Origin of the sequence: Deinococcus depolymerans (assembly GCF_039522025.1) — a bacterium.
In the GTDB taxonomy this organism is placed as follows: domain Bacteria; phylum Deinococcota; class Deinococci; order Deinococcales; family Deinococcaceae; genus Deinococcus; species Deinococcus depolymerans.
On record NZ_BAAADB010000014.1, the window covers coordinates 14457 to 30097 of the forward strand.

Consider the following 15641-nt stretch of genomic DNA (forward strand, 5'->3'; position numbering starts at 1 on the left):
GCTCATAGTTTTCATAATTGATTTTCGGATTATGAGGCAAGACAAGGCTTCACCATAGGAGGCACCCCATGACCACCCGCACCCCCCTCAACGACGACAACCTGATCCTCGACACCGACTCCTACAAGAGCAGCCACTTCCTCCAGTACCCCGCCGGCACCACCCGCCTCTTTTCCTACCTGGAAAGTCGCGGCGGCAAGTACCCGCAGACCCGCTTCTTCGGCCTGCAGTACATCCTCGACCGCTACCTGACCACCCGCATCACCGCCGAGATGGTCGAGGAAGCCCGCACGCTGATCGAAGCGCACGGCGAACCCTTCCCCTACGACGGCTGGATGCGCATCGTGAACGAGCACGGGGGCCGCCTGCCGCTGGAGATCCGCGCCGTTCCCGAAGGCACGCTGGTGCCCATCCACAACGTCCTGATGACCTGCACGAACACCGACCCCGAACTGCCCTGGCTGCCCGGCTGGTTCGAGACCATGCTGATGCGCGTCTGGTACCCCACCACCGTCGCCACGCAGAGCTACTTCATCCGCGAGATCATCCGCGCCGCCCTCGAAAAGACCAGCGACCGCCCTGCCGAGGAACTCCCGTTCAAACTGCACGACTTCGGCAGCCGGGGCGTCAGCAGCCGCGAGAGCGCCGGCATCGGCGGCCTCGCGCACCTGATCAACTTCCAGGGCAGCGACACCCTGGAAGCCCTGCGCACCGCCCGCAACCACTACGACAGCGACATCGCCGCGTTCAGCATCCCCGCCGCCGAACACAGCACCATCACCAGCTGGGGCAAGGAACACGAGGTCGACGCCTACCGCAACATGATCACCCGCTTCAGCCGCCCCGGCAGCGTGTACGCCGTCGTCAGCGACTCCTACGACCTCAAGAACGCCATCAACCACCTCTGGGGCGACACGCTGAGACAGCAGGTCATCGAATCCGGCGGCACCCTGGTCGTCCGGCCCGACAGCGGCGAACCCCCCGCCATGGTCCGCCTCGCCGTGAATGCGCTGGCCGCCCGTTACGGCACCACCACCAACAGCAAGGGCTACAAGGTCCTGAACCACGTCCGGGTTATCCAGGGCGACGGCATCGACGAACAGACCATCCGCCAGATCCTCGACAACCTCGACGTGGACGGCTACAGCGCCGAGAACGTGAGCTTCGGCATGGGCGGCGCCCTCCTCCAGAAAGTCGACCGGGACACCCAGCGCTTCGCGTACAAGGCCAGCGCCGGCCTGATCGACGGCGAGTACCGGGGCATCTACAAAGACCCCGTCACCGACCCCGGCAAACGCAGCAAGGACGGCGTCCTCGACCTCGTCCAGGAAGGCGGCCGCATGATCACGAAGGCGTACAAGACCTTCGACACCGACTTCCCCGGCAGCCTGCTGCGCACCGTGTACCGCGACGGCGAACTGCTGGTGCGGGACACGCTGGAGGAAGTGCGGGGCCGGGCGTGAACCAGCAACTCGAACGCCTCCTGCCCGTCCTGTCCACCATTCCTGGCGTGAATATTCCCACTTCGCTCCTGCAGGGCGCGTACATCGCGGCCAGTCAGCGGAAGATTGAGCAGTTAGAGCAGGCGCTGCGGTACGAGGTCGGCCTGCTTAACCAGAAGGTCGAAGCCGGGACGCTGAGGCTGGATCACGAGTACGTCCGATCCGAGTCGTTCGCCGCCAACGTCATGCAGGCACTGCGGGCGGCGGAGGTCGCGGAGTCGGAAGGCAAGCTGCGCTTCATCGCCCGCGCTCTGGCCGGGTGCTCGCTGAGCTTCCCACCGCCAATCCTGGACAGGTTCCAGACCATGCGGATCATCGAGGGAATGTCGGACCGGGAGCTGAAGGTGTTCGTCGAGTATTTTCAGCTGCTGGACCCGATAGATCCGTACCGCGATTTTGTTCCTGTTGACAGTCAGGTTTCGGTTGTTGGACTGACGCGGCAGGAATTCGTGGCGGCGCTACTGGGATTACAGCAGCTTGGCCTGCTCTCCAAAGAGGCGCTGACGGACCGGGATGGCGAATGGGTGGACACTCCACGCCAGTCAGGCTCCGGGTTCGCCTGGAAGCTCACCGCGCTGGCGCGGCAGGTCGCCACCCTCAGCCGCGTGGGGCTCGAGGAACCGCTGTGACGAGAGACTGGCTCGACACCCTGTTCCCGTCCAATGCCGAGCGCACTGTGCCATGGCCGGTGGTGGGCGACACGGTGACCTTGTGGCGTCCGACGGGCCTGCACGAGCTGCGGCTGGTGGCCGACTCCGGGTGGCGGGCGTGGCCCCCCCGGTTGTCGGATCAGCCGATCTTCTACCCGGTGCTGAACCGCCCGTACGCGGAGGAAATCGCGCGGGACTGGAACGCGAAACGCAACGATCCGCCCGTGGGCTTCGTGACGGAATTCGACGTGCGTGCGGATGTGGCGACCCGCTACGACATTCAGGTGGTGGGTGCGCAGAACGAGCATCAGGAGTTGTGGCTGCCCGCCGAGGAACTGGACGCCTTCAACGCGGCGATCATTGGCCCGATCCGGGTGGTGACGCACTTCGCAGGCAAGGGCTTTACGGATCGAATTGATCCCGTCACCCACCTTCCCGACGTCTGGCCGGGGCGGGCTCAGGGAACACGAGGAGACTTATGAACAGTGATCTGAACGTGCCCTTACAGCTGGAGCGGTTGGTGGCGTACCGGGCGGATGGGTCGGTGTCGCCGGTGGTGGTGGCGGGTCGCCTGTCGCCGGACGGGGTGTTCGGTGGGCCGGAGCAGCGGGGAGAAGCGGCGAGTACAGAGGCCGTGCAGGAGGGCGTGGCGTTCGCGGCGGCGCTGGCGGGGGCCATGTCGTCCCTGACCGAATCGAGCGACACGGACACGCCGTACGTGCCGTTCGTGCTGCCGCGCACGTTCACGCCGGAGGAACTGGGTCGCGTGGACTGGCTGGGCCTGCTGCCCCTCCCGACGGGCGAGGTCGAGGTGGAGGTGACCGAATCGGACTTCCGCGTGGCGGAGCGGCTGGCGCGGCGTGAGGCGGACGGGAACGCGGCGGACTTCTACGCGCCGGAGGAAGTGCAGGCCATCCGGGCGGCGCAGGCGTTGTTCCTGGCTCACCCGGAGCGGGGGCTGGTGACGGTCACGGCGGGTCGCGTGGCGCTGCTGCTGATCGACGTGGCGCGACTGCCGCTGGGTACGTGGGCGGGCGTGGCGACCCTGCGGATCGACACGTGAGCGGGGGGATCGCATGAACATTCTCGGCCTGAACATTCCGCCGCTGCTGCTCGACCTGTCGGGCGGCGTATGCGTGCTGGTGAGCCTGTATTTCCTGTGGGCGAAGAGCAGCACGTACTGGCACTGGAGCAACCTGTCGCTGCTGCCTTACTTCCTGCTGTTCGCGTCGGGGGGGCAGTGGATGCTGGCGGGCCTGCAGGTCACGTACCTGCTGTTCGGGATTCACGGGTTGTACCTGTGGCACCTGGAGGCGCGGCGGGCGCGGGGCGAGATCCGCTTCAACGAGCCGCTCTGGTACGGCGTGACGTGGGTGGCGAGTCTGGCGATCTTCGCGTACACGGTGGCCGTGACGGATTTCAGCGCGGCGTGGAACTGGGTGCAGTTCGCGGCGGTGACGCTGGCGCTGATTGCCAATTTCGGTACGACGCGCCGCTGGGCGTGGTCCTGGCCGGTGTGGATCGCGGTGAATACCGTGCAGGCGGTGTACTTCTGGCACGCGGAATACTGGGTGCTGTTCGCGTTGCAGTTCGTGCTGGCGGCCATGAGCGTGGTCGGCTGGCAGGCGTGGCGGCGAGACGAGCGGCGGGAAGTGGCGTTTGCCTGACCTTCAGGGCCAGCAGTTCCGGCACGGCCTGATCGTGGGGAAGTTCGCGCCGCTGCACCGGGGGCATATGCGGCTGCTGGACGCGGCGCTTGAGCAGTGCGAGCGCGTGAGCGTGTGGGTGTACTCCCGCCCGGACTTTCCGGAGATGCCCAGTCCGCTGCGGCGCGGCTGGATCCGGGCGCTGTACCCGGCGCGGCTGTTTCCGGGCCTGGAGTTGCTGCCGGACGCCCCGCACCCACCCCTGAACGACGAGCCGGACGCCGTGCACCGCGGGTACGTGCGTGGCGTGCTGGACGGCTGGGGCGTGCAGCCGGACGCGGTGTTCACGTCCGAGGGGTACGGCGAGGCGTTCGCGGTGTCGCTGGGCGCGGCGCACGTGTGCGTGGACCGGGCGCGGGCGGCCGTGCCGGTCAGCGGAACGGCGCTGCGGGCGGACGTGCACGGCCTGCGGGCGTTCCTCGATCCCGTGGTGTACGCCCACTTCGTGCGGCGCGTGGTGATCCTGGGGGCCGAGAGCACCGGCAAGAGCACCCTGACGCGGGCGCTGGGCGAGGCCTTCGGCACGACCTGGGTGCGCGAGTACGGCCGGGACGTGTACGAACGCGAGAACGGCGCGCTGAGCCCAGGGCACTTCCTGGAGATCGCGCGCGGCCACCGGGCGCTGGAGGACGAGGCCGCGCAGTCGCCCGGCGTGCGTGAATGGGTGTTCAGCGACACGAACGCCGCCACGACCCTGATGTGGTCGCACCTGCTGACCGGCACGGCCCTGGCGGAACTGAGCGCCCTGGCCGATGCCTGCCGCACCCGCTACGCGCACGCGTTCCTGTGCGACACCGACCTCCCGCACGAGCAGGACGGCTGGCGCGCGAACACCGAGGTCCGTGCCGTGCAGCAGGCGTTCATCCGGCAGGACCTCGCCACGCGCGGCGTGCCGTTCACGGTGCTGCGCGGCAGCGTGCCCGAACGGGTGGCGCAGGTGCAGGCCGCCCTGAGCGGAGCGTAAGGTAGGGCATGACGACACCTGAGGGGTGGGAGGACCGCAACCGGCAGCAGTTCGACGCGCTGGCCGGCGGGTACGACCGGCTGGGGTTCCTGACGCAGGTGGCCCGCTTCGTGGCGGGGCAGGTGCCGGTCCCGCCGGGCGGCGCGGCGCTGGACGTGATGACCGGGACGGGGAGCGTGGCGCTGGCCCTGCTGGGCCGGGCGGGGTCCGTGACGGGCCTGGATCTCTCGGAAGGCATGCTGCGGGTGGCGCGGGCCCGCGTGCCGGGCGCGGCGTTCGTGGTGGGGGACGCGGCGCACCTGCCGTTCCCGGACGGGTCGTTCGACGTGGTGGTGTGCGCCTCGGGGCTGTTCTTCGTGCCGGACATGGGCGCGGCGCTGCGCGAGTGGCGGCGGGTGGTGCGGCCGGGCGGGCAGGTGCTGTTCTCGTCGTTCGGGCGCGGCCTGCTGGGCGCCCTGCCGGGGTTGTGGCGCGCGCGGCTGGAGTCGCATGGCGTGACGCCGGGGTTCCCGCCGCTGGGCCGCATTCCCACACCGGACGCCGCGCGGGACCTGCTGCGGGGCGCGGGCCTGCGGGACGTGCAGGTGGACAGCACGGAGCTGCCGTACACGCTGGCGGGCGTGGATCACCGCTGGAATGAGATCGTGGCGGGCCTGGAGGGCCTGCCGCTGGCGGGGTTCACGCCGCACCTGCGGGCGCAGGTGGAAACCGAGCACCGCGCGGAACTCGCGCCGCTGTTCAGCGGTGGGCCGGTCACGGTGCCGCTGCCGGTGATCGTGGCGCGCGGCACCCGGCCGGAATGACCCCCGGGGGCGCGGCGACTTTCGGAGGATGAACCGCCGGCCTTCCGGGGCGTACTGTGGGGCATGACCAGACCGGAAGACGATGGAAAGGGCACGCCGGGTAACGCGCCGTCGTGGGTGGACGAGGTGCTGGGCCGCGCGGGCACGGCCGGACCGGATGACGGGCCCCCCCAGGACCTGCGCATTCCCCAGGCGACCCCGGCCGCCCCGCCATCCCTGACGAAACCGGCGGCACCGCAGCCGGGCCTGGAGTCGCGGCCCGTCACGCCGCCCGCCTCGAACCTGGACCGCTTCGGGGAACCGGCGCGGCCGCAGGTCCCACAGCTGCCGGGCGGCGCGGACGTGGCGCAGAAGAAGCTGATCGCGGGGCTGCTGGGCATCTTCCTGGGCAGCCTGGGCGTGCACAAGTTCTACCTGGGGAACACCACGCCCGGCGCGATCATGCTGGGCGTGAACGTGGGCGTGTGGATCGTGGCGTTCCTGCTGGGCCTGCTGACGCTGGGGTTCGGGCTGGTCATCACGCTGCCGCTCGCCGCGCTGGTCAGCAGCGCCGTGGGCCTGCTGGGACTGGTCGAGGGCATCATCTACCTGACCAAGAGTGACGCGGACTTCGGGCGCGAGTACATCCTGGGACAGAAACCCTGGTTGTGACGGCCGCCGCCGGCGGTGCGCGGCACCCGCCCGTCGGCGGGGACAGCAGCGGGCCGAACGCCCGGCTGTGGCGTCCATGAGATAATGCCGCCATCCGGGGGGCCAGCTTCATGAAACGTTTACGGTGGGGCTGTGCGGTTCATGTCAACGGCCCGGTGAGAGACTGCGGCATGACGGTTCACCCGCCCCTGCTGACGGCCCGCTGGTGGGGCGTGGGGGTGGTCACTGCGCTGCTGCTGTGTACGGCCGTGCTGACCCTGCTGCTGACCGGCCGGCCCGGCGCGGCCGTGTACGGCTCCGGCCTCGTCCGCGTGCTGGCACTCACGCTGCTGGCCGCTGCCGCCGCCCGCGCCCCCGCGGCGCTGCGGCCCATGTTCCGCCGCCTGCTGGCCGCCACGCTGACGTACGTGACGGCCGAGACGGTGTTCATCTTCACCTCCCCGTCCCTGCTGATCTCGACCGGGCAGCCCAGCTTCGCGGACGCGCTGTACCTGCTGTTCTACCCGCTGGTGCTGTGGGCGCTGCGGCCCCTGCGGATCGGGCGGCAACTGCCGCTGATGCCGCAACTGAACATCCTGGCCACCACCCTGACCATCGTGCTGCCGCTGTACGTGCTGCTGGCACGGCAACTGCCCGGACAGCAGGTGTCGTGGTGGATGGGCGCCCTTTACCCCGCGCTGGACGCCTGGGTGCTCAGCACCCTGCTGGCCCTGCTGTTCACGCGCCGCCGCCTGCCCCTGGTGGCCCTGCCGGTCCTCACGGGCGTCCTGCTGGTCGTGCTGGGCGACCTCGCCTACCTGATTCTCAGTTCACGCGGGATGTACTCGCCGCTGCATCCCGTCACGGCGCTGTGGACGTCCGCGATGGCCGCGTTCGGCCTGTCCGCGCTGCGGGTCCTGACCGCCGGCACCGACCCGGCCTGGAACCGGCCTATCTGGGTCCCGAGGCTGGTGCAGCTGGGGCCGTACGTGGCCCTGGGGGTCGCCGTCCTCACCTGGGTGCTGGTCTCGGACGGCGGCACCGTCGAGCAGGTCGCGTTCAGCGGAATCATGGCGCTCACGGCGCTGCTGCTGGCCCGCCAGGAACTGCTGGGGGTCCGGCAGCGCCGCCTGACCGCCCGCCTGCGCGCCGCCGCGCGGGCCCTGCAGGGCAGCCGCCGGGACCTATGGCGGCAGCTGCACACCGACGACCTGACCGGCCTGCCCAACCGCCGCGCCTGCCTGGACCGCCTGGACAGCTGGCTGGCGCAACACCCGGGCAGGACCGACGTGGGCGTGCTGTTCCTCGACTTGGACGGCTTCAAGAACGTGAACGACAGGTACGGGCACGCGGCGGGCGACGAGGTGCTGCGCGTGACGGGACAGCGGCTGGCGGGACTGGCCACGCGGGAACAGGAGCTGCTGCCCGCCCGCCTGAGCGGGGACGAGTTCGCGCTGGTGTTCCTGGGCAGCCCGGAACGCGGTGAGTCGCTGGCACGGCAGGTCGGGACCCTGATCACGCGGCCGATTGATCTGCCGGACGGTCAGACGCTCACGACCGCCGGTTCGCTCGGGCAGATGCACAGCCGCCAGGTGGCCGGCGTGACCACCAGCGCCCTGCTGTCCGGCGCGGACCACGCCATGTACCGCGTGAAACGCGAACGCAAAGGCGAGCGTGCGGCGGAACACACGCCCACCCTGTTCGACTGATACGGACTCCGATTGAATGGGCTGCAAAGCCCGTTCAATCCGAGCGGATGGGACCCGTAGGCCCCGGGTTCCGGCCGGACGGACCGGGCTACAGCGCCTGCTCGATGTCCGCTTTCAGGTCCGACAGGGCCTCGACGCCCACGCTCATGCGGATGGTCAGGGGCGTGACCCCCGCGGCGTGGCGGGCCGCCTCGGGCACGCGGGCGTGCGTGGTCGTCCAGGGATGCACGACCAGCGTCCGCACGTCCCCCAGGTTCGGGGCGATGCGCAGCACCCGCACGCGCGACAGGAACGCGCCGGGGTCCGTCACCTCGAAGGTCAGGACCGCGCCCTGCCCGGCCTGCAGGTACGTCTGCGCGAGGTGGTGGTGCGGGTGGCTGCCCAGGCCGGGGTAACTGACCTTCCCGACGCGCGGGTGCGCCTCCAGCCACGCGGCCAGGCCCAGCGCGGTGGCACTCTCGCGTTCCAGGCGCAGGGCGAGCGTCTCGAGGCCCTGCGCGATCAGGAACGCACTGTGCGGGGCCAGCGTCATGCCCAGCTGGTGCGCGCCGAACCAGCGTTGCCGCCACGCGAGGGCCGCGTCGCCCCGCACGCGGAGGATGCTCTGCTCGCCGCCCTCGGTGTAGAGGGGGTTGCGGGTCAGGTCGTGCCCGGTGCCGACCGTGACGGCCCCGCCCAGCACGCTGCCGTGCCCGCCCGCCCACTTGGTCAGGGACTGACTGACGATGTCCGCGCCGTGCGCGAGCGGCCGGCACAGGAACCCCACGCCGCCGCAGGTGTTGTCGATGGCCAGCAGCGCCCCGTGCGCGTGCGCGATGTCCGCGAAGGCACGGATGTCCGCGATGTCCCCGGCGGGGTTGCTGATCATCTCGGCCCAGACGAGCCGCGTGTTGGGTTGCAGGGCGGCCCGCACGGCCTCGGGGGTGTTGTCCACCAGCGTGGCCGTGATGCCCATCAGCGGCAGGATGTTACCCAGCATCCCGGTCGTCCCGCCGAACAGGCTGCTGGCCGACACCACATGGTCCCCGGCGCGGCACACGCTGAGAATCGCGGTCAGGGTGGCCGCCTGCCCGCTCGCCACGGCGACGGTGGCCGCGCCGCCCTCCAGCGTCGTGATCCGTTCCTCCAGGGCCCGCACGGTCGGGTTCTGCAGCCGGGCGTAACTCAGGCCGGTGTTCTGCTGGAACTCGGCCTGCGCCTCTTCCAGCGTGTCGAACTGGAACGCGGCGGCCGCGTGGATCGGGAAGCCGATGGTCTGCCCCAGTCCGCGCGGAATGCTGCTCTGCACGGCGGTCGTCTCGTAACTCCAGTCGTCGGCGGGGTGGGCGGCCGGGCGGGGCGTGTCGGTCATGCCTTCACGCTACGCCCCGCGCCGCGCTAGGGTGCCGGGCATGTCCGACCCAGCCGGCCTCCCCCTGCCTCCCCTGCCCGCCACGCTGTCCGTGGGCGTCAGCGTCCTCGTTCAGGACGAGGCGGGGCGCGTGCTGCTGCAACGGCGCGGTGACGACGGCCGCTGGGGCACGCCCGGCGGACACCTGAACCCCGGCGAGACCTTCCTGCAGGCCGCGCAGCGCGAACTGTTCGAGGAGACCGGCCTGATCTGCCCGGACCTTCACCTGATGCCGCTGCCCGACGCCCTGATCGACGGTCCTGCCTTCCGGATCAGCACGCCCATCGGCGCGGCGTACCAGGTGGGCCTGCGTGCCCGCGGGACCCTCAGCGCCGCGGCGCTGGACCTCGCCGCGCCCGACGACAGCGGCGAGACCCTGGCCCTGGCGTGGTTCCCGCTGAGCGACCTGCCGCCCCTGAGCGGCGCGATCAACGTCGCCAGCCTGAACCTGCTGCGCCGCGAGCAGGGCCTGCCGGACCTGCCCCTGCCCCCGGCCTAGAGCAGTTGCCGGGAAAGAGGCCGTCTGTCTGGCCGGGCGGACCTGCAACGCTCCGCAGGAGAGCGGGTGTGGAAGGGCCGGACGGACTGGCACAGCGGCGAAGCAGAGAATGGAGGCGTCGGAACAACCGACGTCCGGTGCCTCCATTCGGAGAACAGCGCGCGGCTGACGGGGGGGGTGCGTCATGTCCGCACGACAGCGTTCTGACGACTCCCTACGCTGAACATGTGAAACGTTCCCTTGCCCTGCTGACCGTCGGCGCCCTGCTCCTCGCCTCCTGCGACCGCACCACCACCCCCACGCAGCCCACCACGCCGGTCCCGGTTGACCCGGCCGTCACGGAACCCGCCGCGCCCGTCGCGGGTCAGAGCGTGGAGGTGCAGAACGTGCCGGGCACCGCCCAGAGTGCCGCCAAGCAGATGGCCGCCATGACCGACCCGAACAACCCGGACCTGGACCCCGACCTGAAAACCCTGCTGGGGCTGCTGGGCATGGGCGGCGCGCCTGTCGGCCCGAATGGCCTGGACCTGCGCGGCGCCGCGTCGTTCGGGAAGAACTTCGTGCAGGGCCTCGGCGGGCAGGGGCGCGTGACCACGCAGGCCCTGACGCCCGTGAAGAACACCCTGCCCACCGGGACCGACACCATCGGCCGTGACGGGAAACGCTCGCACACCAGCACGCCCACCGACGGCTACGTGATGGTGGACGCCCGCTCTGACCTGCGCGTCGAGGCGAACTGGAAGGTCGGCGGCGCCGCGACCGTCTGGGTGAACAACGGGTACGCGTACGACCCGAACACCTGGCAGCCGGTCCCCCGTCAGCAGGAAGTGCCGACCAACGCGACCGGCCGCGTCACCGTCTCCGGCAAGACCGTGGCGGGCCTGAAGTTCAGCATGACGCCCGGCGACTGCCTGAACAGCGCCGGTCCCACCGCGCTGACCCTGAGCGGCTGGGCGGGCCGCGAGACGAACGCCCCCGCCAGCCTGGACCTGAGGTATGCCTGGACCGAGAAGGACGTGCTGCTCAGCGGCTCGGCGCAGTACGCGACCACCAGGAACAAAGTGGCGGCCAGCCTGAAACTGAACGTGACCGGCACCACCCGCGACCGCTGCGGCGCGGCCTTCGCGTTCACGCCCACCCGCGCCGACCTGACCGGCACGCTGGACATCCCCAGCCACAGGACCGAACTGAACGTGTACCTGCGCGACCTGAGCAACCTGGAATTCAGCGAGAAGGCCATGAGCGCCCCCAACGCCCTGGACCGGATCGGCGGCACCCTGAACGCCGCCCTGAGCTTCAACGGCAAGGCCGTCGTGACCGCCTTCGGACCGCTGGCCGACGGGAACGACATGGACCTGCAGCCGGGCGATCAGGTGAAATTCCGCTACGTCAAGAGCGGCAAACTGGTCGAAACGGACTTCCGCACCGCCGAGAAGGACCTGCAGGAACTCGCCAACCCGCGCCGCTGAGCGCACGCAAACAGGACAGGCCGGAGCACCCGCCCCGGCCTGTCCTGTCTGCGGCCGCGCCGGCGTGGGCGGTGCGGTAGCGTGGTTCATGCGGATCGAGGACATGAACTGGGCCATGGTGGCCGAGACGCTGCGCGCGGAGGACCGCTGCGTGCTGCCGCTGGGCTGCACCGAGCAGCACGCGACCCTGAGTCTGGCGACCGACACGCGCCTCGCCGCGCGGGTGGCGGCCGAGGCGGCCGAGGGGCTGGGCGTGCCGGTGTTCCCGGCGCTACCGTACGGGGTGACGCCATCGTTCACGGCGTACCCGGGCACCGTGAGCCTGCGGGTGGGCACGTACCTGGCGCTGCTGGACGACCTGCTGTCGGGCCTGCACGCGCAGGGGTTCCGGCGGATCCTGATCGTGAACGGGCACGGCGGGAACTCGCCGGGGCAGGGGTGGCTCGGGGAGTGGCTGGCGCGGCACCCGGACGCGCGGGTGCAGTGGCATAACTGGTGGAACGCGCCGCGCACCTGGGCGGCCGTGCAGGCCACAGATGAACTGGCGAGCCACGCGAGCTGGATGGAGAACTTCCCCTGGACGCGCCTGGAGGGCGTGGCGGCCCCCGAGGAACGCAAACCCATGGTGGACGTGGCGGCCCTGCGGCAACTGCCGCCCGCGCTGGTCCGGGAGCGGCTGGGCGACGGGAATTACGGCGGGCTGCACCGCCGCCCGGACCGGGAGATGCAGCGCATCTGGCAGGAGGCCGTCGCAGAGACGCGCGCCCTGCTCCAGGGAGGCTGGGCGTGACCCTGATGCAATTACGTGAGGTGTGGGGCAACCGCCCGCTGATGGCGGCGTCGGCAGGCGCGTTGATTCAGGACGAGCACGGGCGCGTGCTGCTGCAACGCCGCGGCGACGACGGCCTGTGGGGCGAACCGGGCGGCGCGCTGGAACCCGGCGAAGCGTTCCTGACCGGCGCCCGCCGCGAACTGTTCGAGGAGACCGGCCTGGACTGCCCGGACCTGACCCTGCTGCCGCTGCCCGAGGGCCTGCAGGACGGCCCGGAGCTGTTCCACCGCTACCCGAACGGGCACGAGATCTACATCATCGGGATGCGGGCGCACGGCACACTGCCCGCCGCCGCGCTGGCAGGGGCCGCGCCGGACGACAGCGGCGAGACCCTGGAACTCCAGTGGTTCCCGCTGGACGCCCTGCCGGACCTCAGCAACAACGCCAACCGCGCCAGCATGAACGTCCTGCGCGCCCGCGCGGGCCTCCCGCCCCTGCCGCTGACGCCCACGCCACCCGCACCGCCGGTCGGGAACTTCCTGATGGAGTTGCGGCGCGTGATCGGTCCGCGCCCCTGGTTCGCGCCCGGCTCGAACGTCCTCGTCACCGACGACCGGGGCCGCCTCCTGCTGCTGCGGCACGGGCACACGCGCCTGTGGACGCTGCCCGGCGGCAGCCTGGAACCCGGCGAGACCTTCGCGGGGACCGCCTCCCGCGAACTGTTCGAGGAGACCGGGCTGCACGCCGCCCACCTGGAGCCCCTGCACATGTTCGCCGGACCCGAGTACCGCTTCACGTACCCCAACGGGCACATCGTGGACTACGTCTCCGTCCTGTACCGCGCCCACGGCGTCACCGGCACCCTCACCCCCCAGCCCGGCGAGGTGCTGGAGGTCGGGTGGTTCAGCCCCGACGACCTGCCGGGCGAAGAGGAACTCAGCGGCGAACTGATCCGCGCCAACCTCCGCTGGTGGCGCACGCACGGAGACACCCCAGACCAATAATCAGAGGAGGCCGGAGCACATGGCCCTGGCCTCCTTCTGCCTCCCCTTTAAGGGGAGGTGCCCCGGAGGGGCGGAGGGGTCACTTCTCGCGGATACTCCAGCCCTGCGCGCGGACGGCGCCCATCAGGGCGTCCATGACGGGGTCCACCTCGGCGTCGGTGAGGGTCCGGTCGCCGCGGAAGACGAGGCGCACGGCGACCGAGCGGTTGCCCGTGCCGATCTGCTCGCCGGTGAACACGTCGAAGGGTTCCACGCTTTCCAACAGGGTGCCGCCGTGTTCGCGCAGCAGCGCGGCGATCTCGCCGTAGCTGACACCGGTGGGGGTGATGACGGCGAGGTCGCGCCACGCGGCGGGGGCGCGGCTGGGGTCGCGGAACGCCCACTCGCGGCCCGGCAGGGGCAGCGCAGCTTCCATGAGGAAGGTGTCGCCCTTGAGGCCGAACGCCTGGGCGATCTCGGGGTGCAGCGCGCCGAGCCAGCCGACGCTCTGGCCGTTCCAGATGACCTCGCCCGCGATGCCGGGGTGCAGGGCGGACGGCACGGCGTCGCCGCGCAGCTGGCGCAGTTCGAAGCTGGCGCCCAGGGTGCCGGCCAGGGTTTCGACGAGGCCCTTGAACGCGCGGAAGTCCCCGGCGACGCCCGCCTGATCGGTGCGGGGCGCCAGCGGTCCGCGCATCAGCAGGCCGACGCGTTCGGTCTCGCCGCTGGCGGGGAAGATGCGGCCCATCTCGAAGATCAGCACGCGGTCGCCCTTCGCGTGGGCCTGCGCGGCCTTCAGGAGGCTGGGGTACAGCGCGGTGCGCAGCCCGGTCCGGTCGGCGGTCAGGGGGTTGCGCAGGCGCACGCCGGGCCGCTCGGTGCGGGCCTTCCCGGCCTCCTCGTCGCTGGTGAAGGTGTACGTGACGACCTCCTGCGCGCCCAGTCCGGCCAGGGTGCGGCGCAGCGTCGCGCGGGCCACGCCGGGCTTCTCCGCGCCGATGTTGCTCTCGTGAACGCGCAGGGTGGGGAGGCTCTCGGGCAGGTGCAAGAAGCCGTGCAGGCGCGCGACCTCCTCCGCGAGGTCCTGCCAGATCGCCATATCCACCCGCCACGAGGGCGGCAGGACGCTCAGGGCGTCGCCCTCCCCTTCCACGACGCAACCCAGGCGGCTGAGGATGCCGCGCATCTCGTCGGTGTCCACGGGCATGCCCAGCAGCGCGCGGATCTGCTCACCCGTCGCCTCGATCCGGCCCGGAATCTCGGGGTCGCCCACGACCGTCGCGCCGGGGTGCACCTGCCCGCCCGCGTCGCCCAGCAGGCCCACCAGTCGGGCCGCCGCGCGTTCGGGCAGCAGGGGGTCCACGCCGCGCTCATAGCGGTACACGGCGTCCGTCTTCAGGCCCAGGCGGGTGCTCGTGCGGCGCAGCAGCACCGGGTCGAAGTGCGCGACCTCGATCACCACGTCCGTCGTGTCGGCCCGCACGTGCCCGTGATCGCCGCCCATGATGCCCGCGATGCCCAGCACCGTGTCGCCCAGTCTGGGCTGCCCGGCGGTCTCGAAAGCGTCCGCCACCGTGGAGACCTCGGGCTGCGCGCCGTCGAGGATCAGCAGGTCCTCCGGGCCGACCTCATGCTCGCCGCCCATCAGGTCCCGCACCCGCTCGCCCTGACGCAGCCCGAACGCCACGAGAATCTGATCGCCGCGCACGTCCCGCCGGTCGTACAGCGCCGTCGGCTGACCCAGTTCCAGCATCACGTAGTTGCTGGTATCCACGATCAGGTCAATGGAACGCATGCCGGACAGGGTCACGCGGCGCTGCATCCACAGCGGCGCCGGACCGTTCCGCAGGCCACTGACCGTGCGGGCCACGAAGCGGTCGCAGCCGAAGCGCAGCTTCTGGGTCGGGTCCCGCTCGATCCGGATGCCCTTTTCCGGCAGGGACACGCGGATCTCGCCCTCCCCCACCGCCTGCGGCCCCATCGGGGGCTGCACGAGGTCCAGCTTCAGGAACGCCGCCAGATCCCGCGCCAGCCCCAGCGCGCTCAGCACGTCCGCGCGGTTCGGGGTGACCTCCACGTCCAGCACGTGATCCGCTGCCCACAGCTCCCGCATCGGCGTCCCCGGCTTCGCCGTGTTCGCCGGGAACAGCATCAGGCCCGCGCTGCTCTCACCCAACCCCAGCTCCTTCGCACTCGCCGCCATACCCCACGACTCCACGCCCTGCAACGCCCGCACGCCATACGTCATGCCGCCCAGTTCCGTACCCGGCGACACCAACGCCAGCATCGTCCCAGCGGGCAGCCCCACCGCGTTCCCCGCGCCCGACGCAATGACCTTCTCGCCGTGCTCACCGACATCCAGCGTCAGGCGCGTCAACTGCGTACCCGGCATCGCCTCCGCCGCCTTCACCGCCACCAGCAACACCCCCGCCGGCGGCGCCGCGACCTCCTCCACGCCCTCCAGCGGCAGACCCAGCCCCGCGAAGATCGGCTCCAGCTCCGACACCACCGGCAGACCCGGCACCAGTTCCTTCAACCACGAATACGGAATTTTCATTGAGTAC

General features: G+C 70.9%; 15 protein-coding genes. 13 read left to right on the forward strand and 2 right to left on the reverse strand.

All coding sequences use genetic code 11. From position 1 onward, the window contains the following. Positions 1 to 68 precede the first annotated feature (68 nt). The 9 genes from ABDZ66_RS08830 to ABDZ66_RS08870 all read left to right on the forward strand — a co-directional run bounded on the left by ABDZ66_RS08830 (position 69) and on the right by ABDZ66_RS08870 (position 7964). Entirely contained in the window at positions 69 to 1463 is a 1395-nt protein-coding gene (locus ABDZ66_RS08830; protein ID WP_343757904.1) for a nicotinate phosphoribosyltransferase, read from the forward strand. Then, positions 1460 to 2131, forward strand: a complete 672-nt coding sequence (locus ABDZ66_RS08835; RefSeq protein WP_343757906.1) for a hypothetical protein — start codon at positions 1460 to 1462, stop codon at positions 2129 to 2131. Before ABDZ66_RS08830 ends, ABDZ66_RS08835 begins: the two co-directional genes overlap by 4 nt. Beyond that, positions 2128 to 2634, forward strand: a complete 507-nt coding sequence (locus tag ABDZ66_RS08840; RefSeq protein ID WP_343757908.1) for a hypothetical protein — start codon at positions 2128 to 2130, stop codon at positions 2632 to 2634. Before ABDZ66_RS08835 ends, ABDZ66_RS08840 begins: the two co-directional genes overlap by 4 nt. Beyond that, complete coding sequence (locus tag ABDZ66_RS08845; protein WP_343757910.1) at positions 2631 to 3215, forward strand: hypothetical protein; 585 nt, start codon at positions 2631 to 2633, stop codon at positions 3213 to 3215. Before ABDZ66_RS08840 ends, ABDZ66_RS08845 begins: the two co-directional genes overlap by 4 nt. A 13-nt stretch (positions 3216 to 3228) precedes the next feature. Beyond that, complete coding sequence (locus ABDZ66_RS08850) at positions 3229 to 3819, forward strand: nicotinamide mononucleotide transporter family protein (protein WP_343757912.1); 591 nt, start codon at positions 3229 to 3231, stop codon at positions 3817 to 3819. Then, entirely contained in the window at positions 3812 to 4822 is a 1011-nt protein-coding gene (locus tag ABDZ66_RS08855) for an AAA family ATPase (RefSeq protein WP_343757914.1), read from the forward strand. Before ABDZ66_RS08850 ends, ABDZ66_RS08855 begins: the two co-directional genes overlap by 8 nt. An 8-nt stretch (positions 4823 to 4830) precedes the next feature. Then, the gene (locus tag ABDZ66_RS08860; protein WP_343757916.1) at positions 4831 to 5625 is read left to right on the forward strand and encodes a class I SAM-dependent methyltransferase; all 795 of its coding nucleotides are present in this window, start codon (positions 4831 to 4833) and stop codon (positions 5623 to 5625) included. Positions 5626 to 5688: 63 nt separating this feature from the next. Beyond that, entirely contained in the window at positions 5689 to 6276 is a 588-nt protein-coding gene (locus ABDZ66_RS08865) for a TM2 domain-containing protein (RefSeq protein WP_343757918.1), read from the forward strand. 170 nt (positions 6277 to 6446) lie between these two features. Continuing rightward, complete coding sequence (locus ABDZ66_RS08870; protein ID WP_343757920.1) at positions 6447 to 7964, forward strand: diguanylate cyclase domain-containing protein; 1518 nt, start codon at positions 6447 to 6449, stop codon at positions 7962 to 7964. Between the two features lie 88 nt (positions 7965 to 8052). Here the strand turns inward: ABDZ66_RS08870 and ABDZ66_RS08875 are convergent, their stop codons facing one another. Beyond that, on the reverse strand, positions 8053 to 9315 hold the full coding sequence (locus ABDZ66_RS08875; protein WP_343757922.1) for an aminotransferase class V-fold PLP-dependent enzyme: 1263 nt from the start codon (positions 9313 to 9315) through the stop codon (positions 8053 to 8055). Positions 9316 to 9355: 40 nt separating this feature from the next. On the opposite strand from ABDZ66_RS08875, the gene ABDZ66_RS08880 reads away from it, so the two are divergent. From ABDZ66_RS08880 to ABDZ66_RS08895, 4 genes are all read left to right on the forward strand, one after another. Then, a complete protein-coding gene (locus tag ABDZ66_RS08880) occupies positions 9356 to 9853 on the forward strand; it encodes an NUDIX domain-containing protein (RefSeq protein WP_343757924.1) in 498 nt (165 codons plus the stop codon). Positions 9854 to 10080: 227 nt separating this feature from the next. Beyond that, entirely contained in the window at positions 10081 to 11322 is a 1242-nt protein-coding gene (locus tag ABDZ66_RS08885; protein ID WP_343757926.1) for a hypothetical protein, read from the forward strand. Positions 11323 to 11410: 88 nt separating this feature from the next. Continuing rightward, positions 11411 to 12112 carry a creatininase family protein gene (locus tag ABDZ66_RS08890; protein WP_343757928.1) on the forward strand — a complete coding sequence of 234 codons (702 nt, stop codon included), beginning with the start codon at positions 11411 to 11413 and terminating at the stop codon, positions 12110 to 12112. A gap of 5 nt (positions 12113 to 12117) precedes the next feature. Continuing rightward, the gene (locus ABDZ66_RS08895; RefSeq protein ID WP_343758147.1) at positions 12118 to 13098 is read left to right on the forward strand and encodes an NUDIX domain-containing protein; all 981 of its coding nucleotides are present in this window, start codon (positions 12118 to 12120) and stop codon (positions 13096 to 13098) included. Between the two features lie 79 nt (positions 13099 to 13177). On the opposite strand, the gene ABDZ66_RS08900 is transcribed toward ABDZ66_RS08895, so the two are convergent. After that, positions 13178 to 15634, reverse strand: a complete 2457-nt coding sequence (locus ABDZ66_RS08900; RefSeq protein WP_343757930.1) for a phenylalanine--tRNA ligase subunit beta — start codon at positions 15632 to 15634, stop codon at positions 13178 to 13180. Between the last annotated feature and the right edge of the window lie 7 nt (positions 15635 to 15641).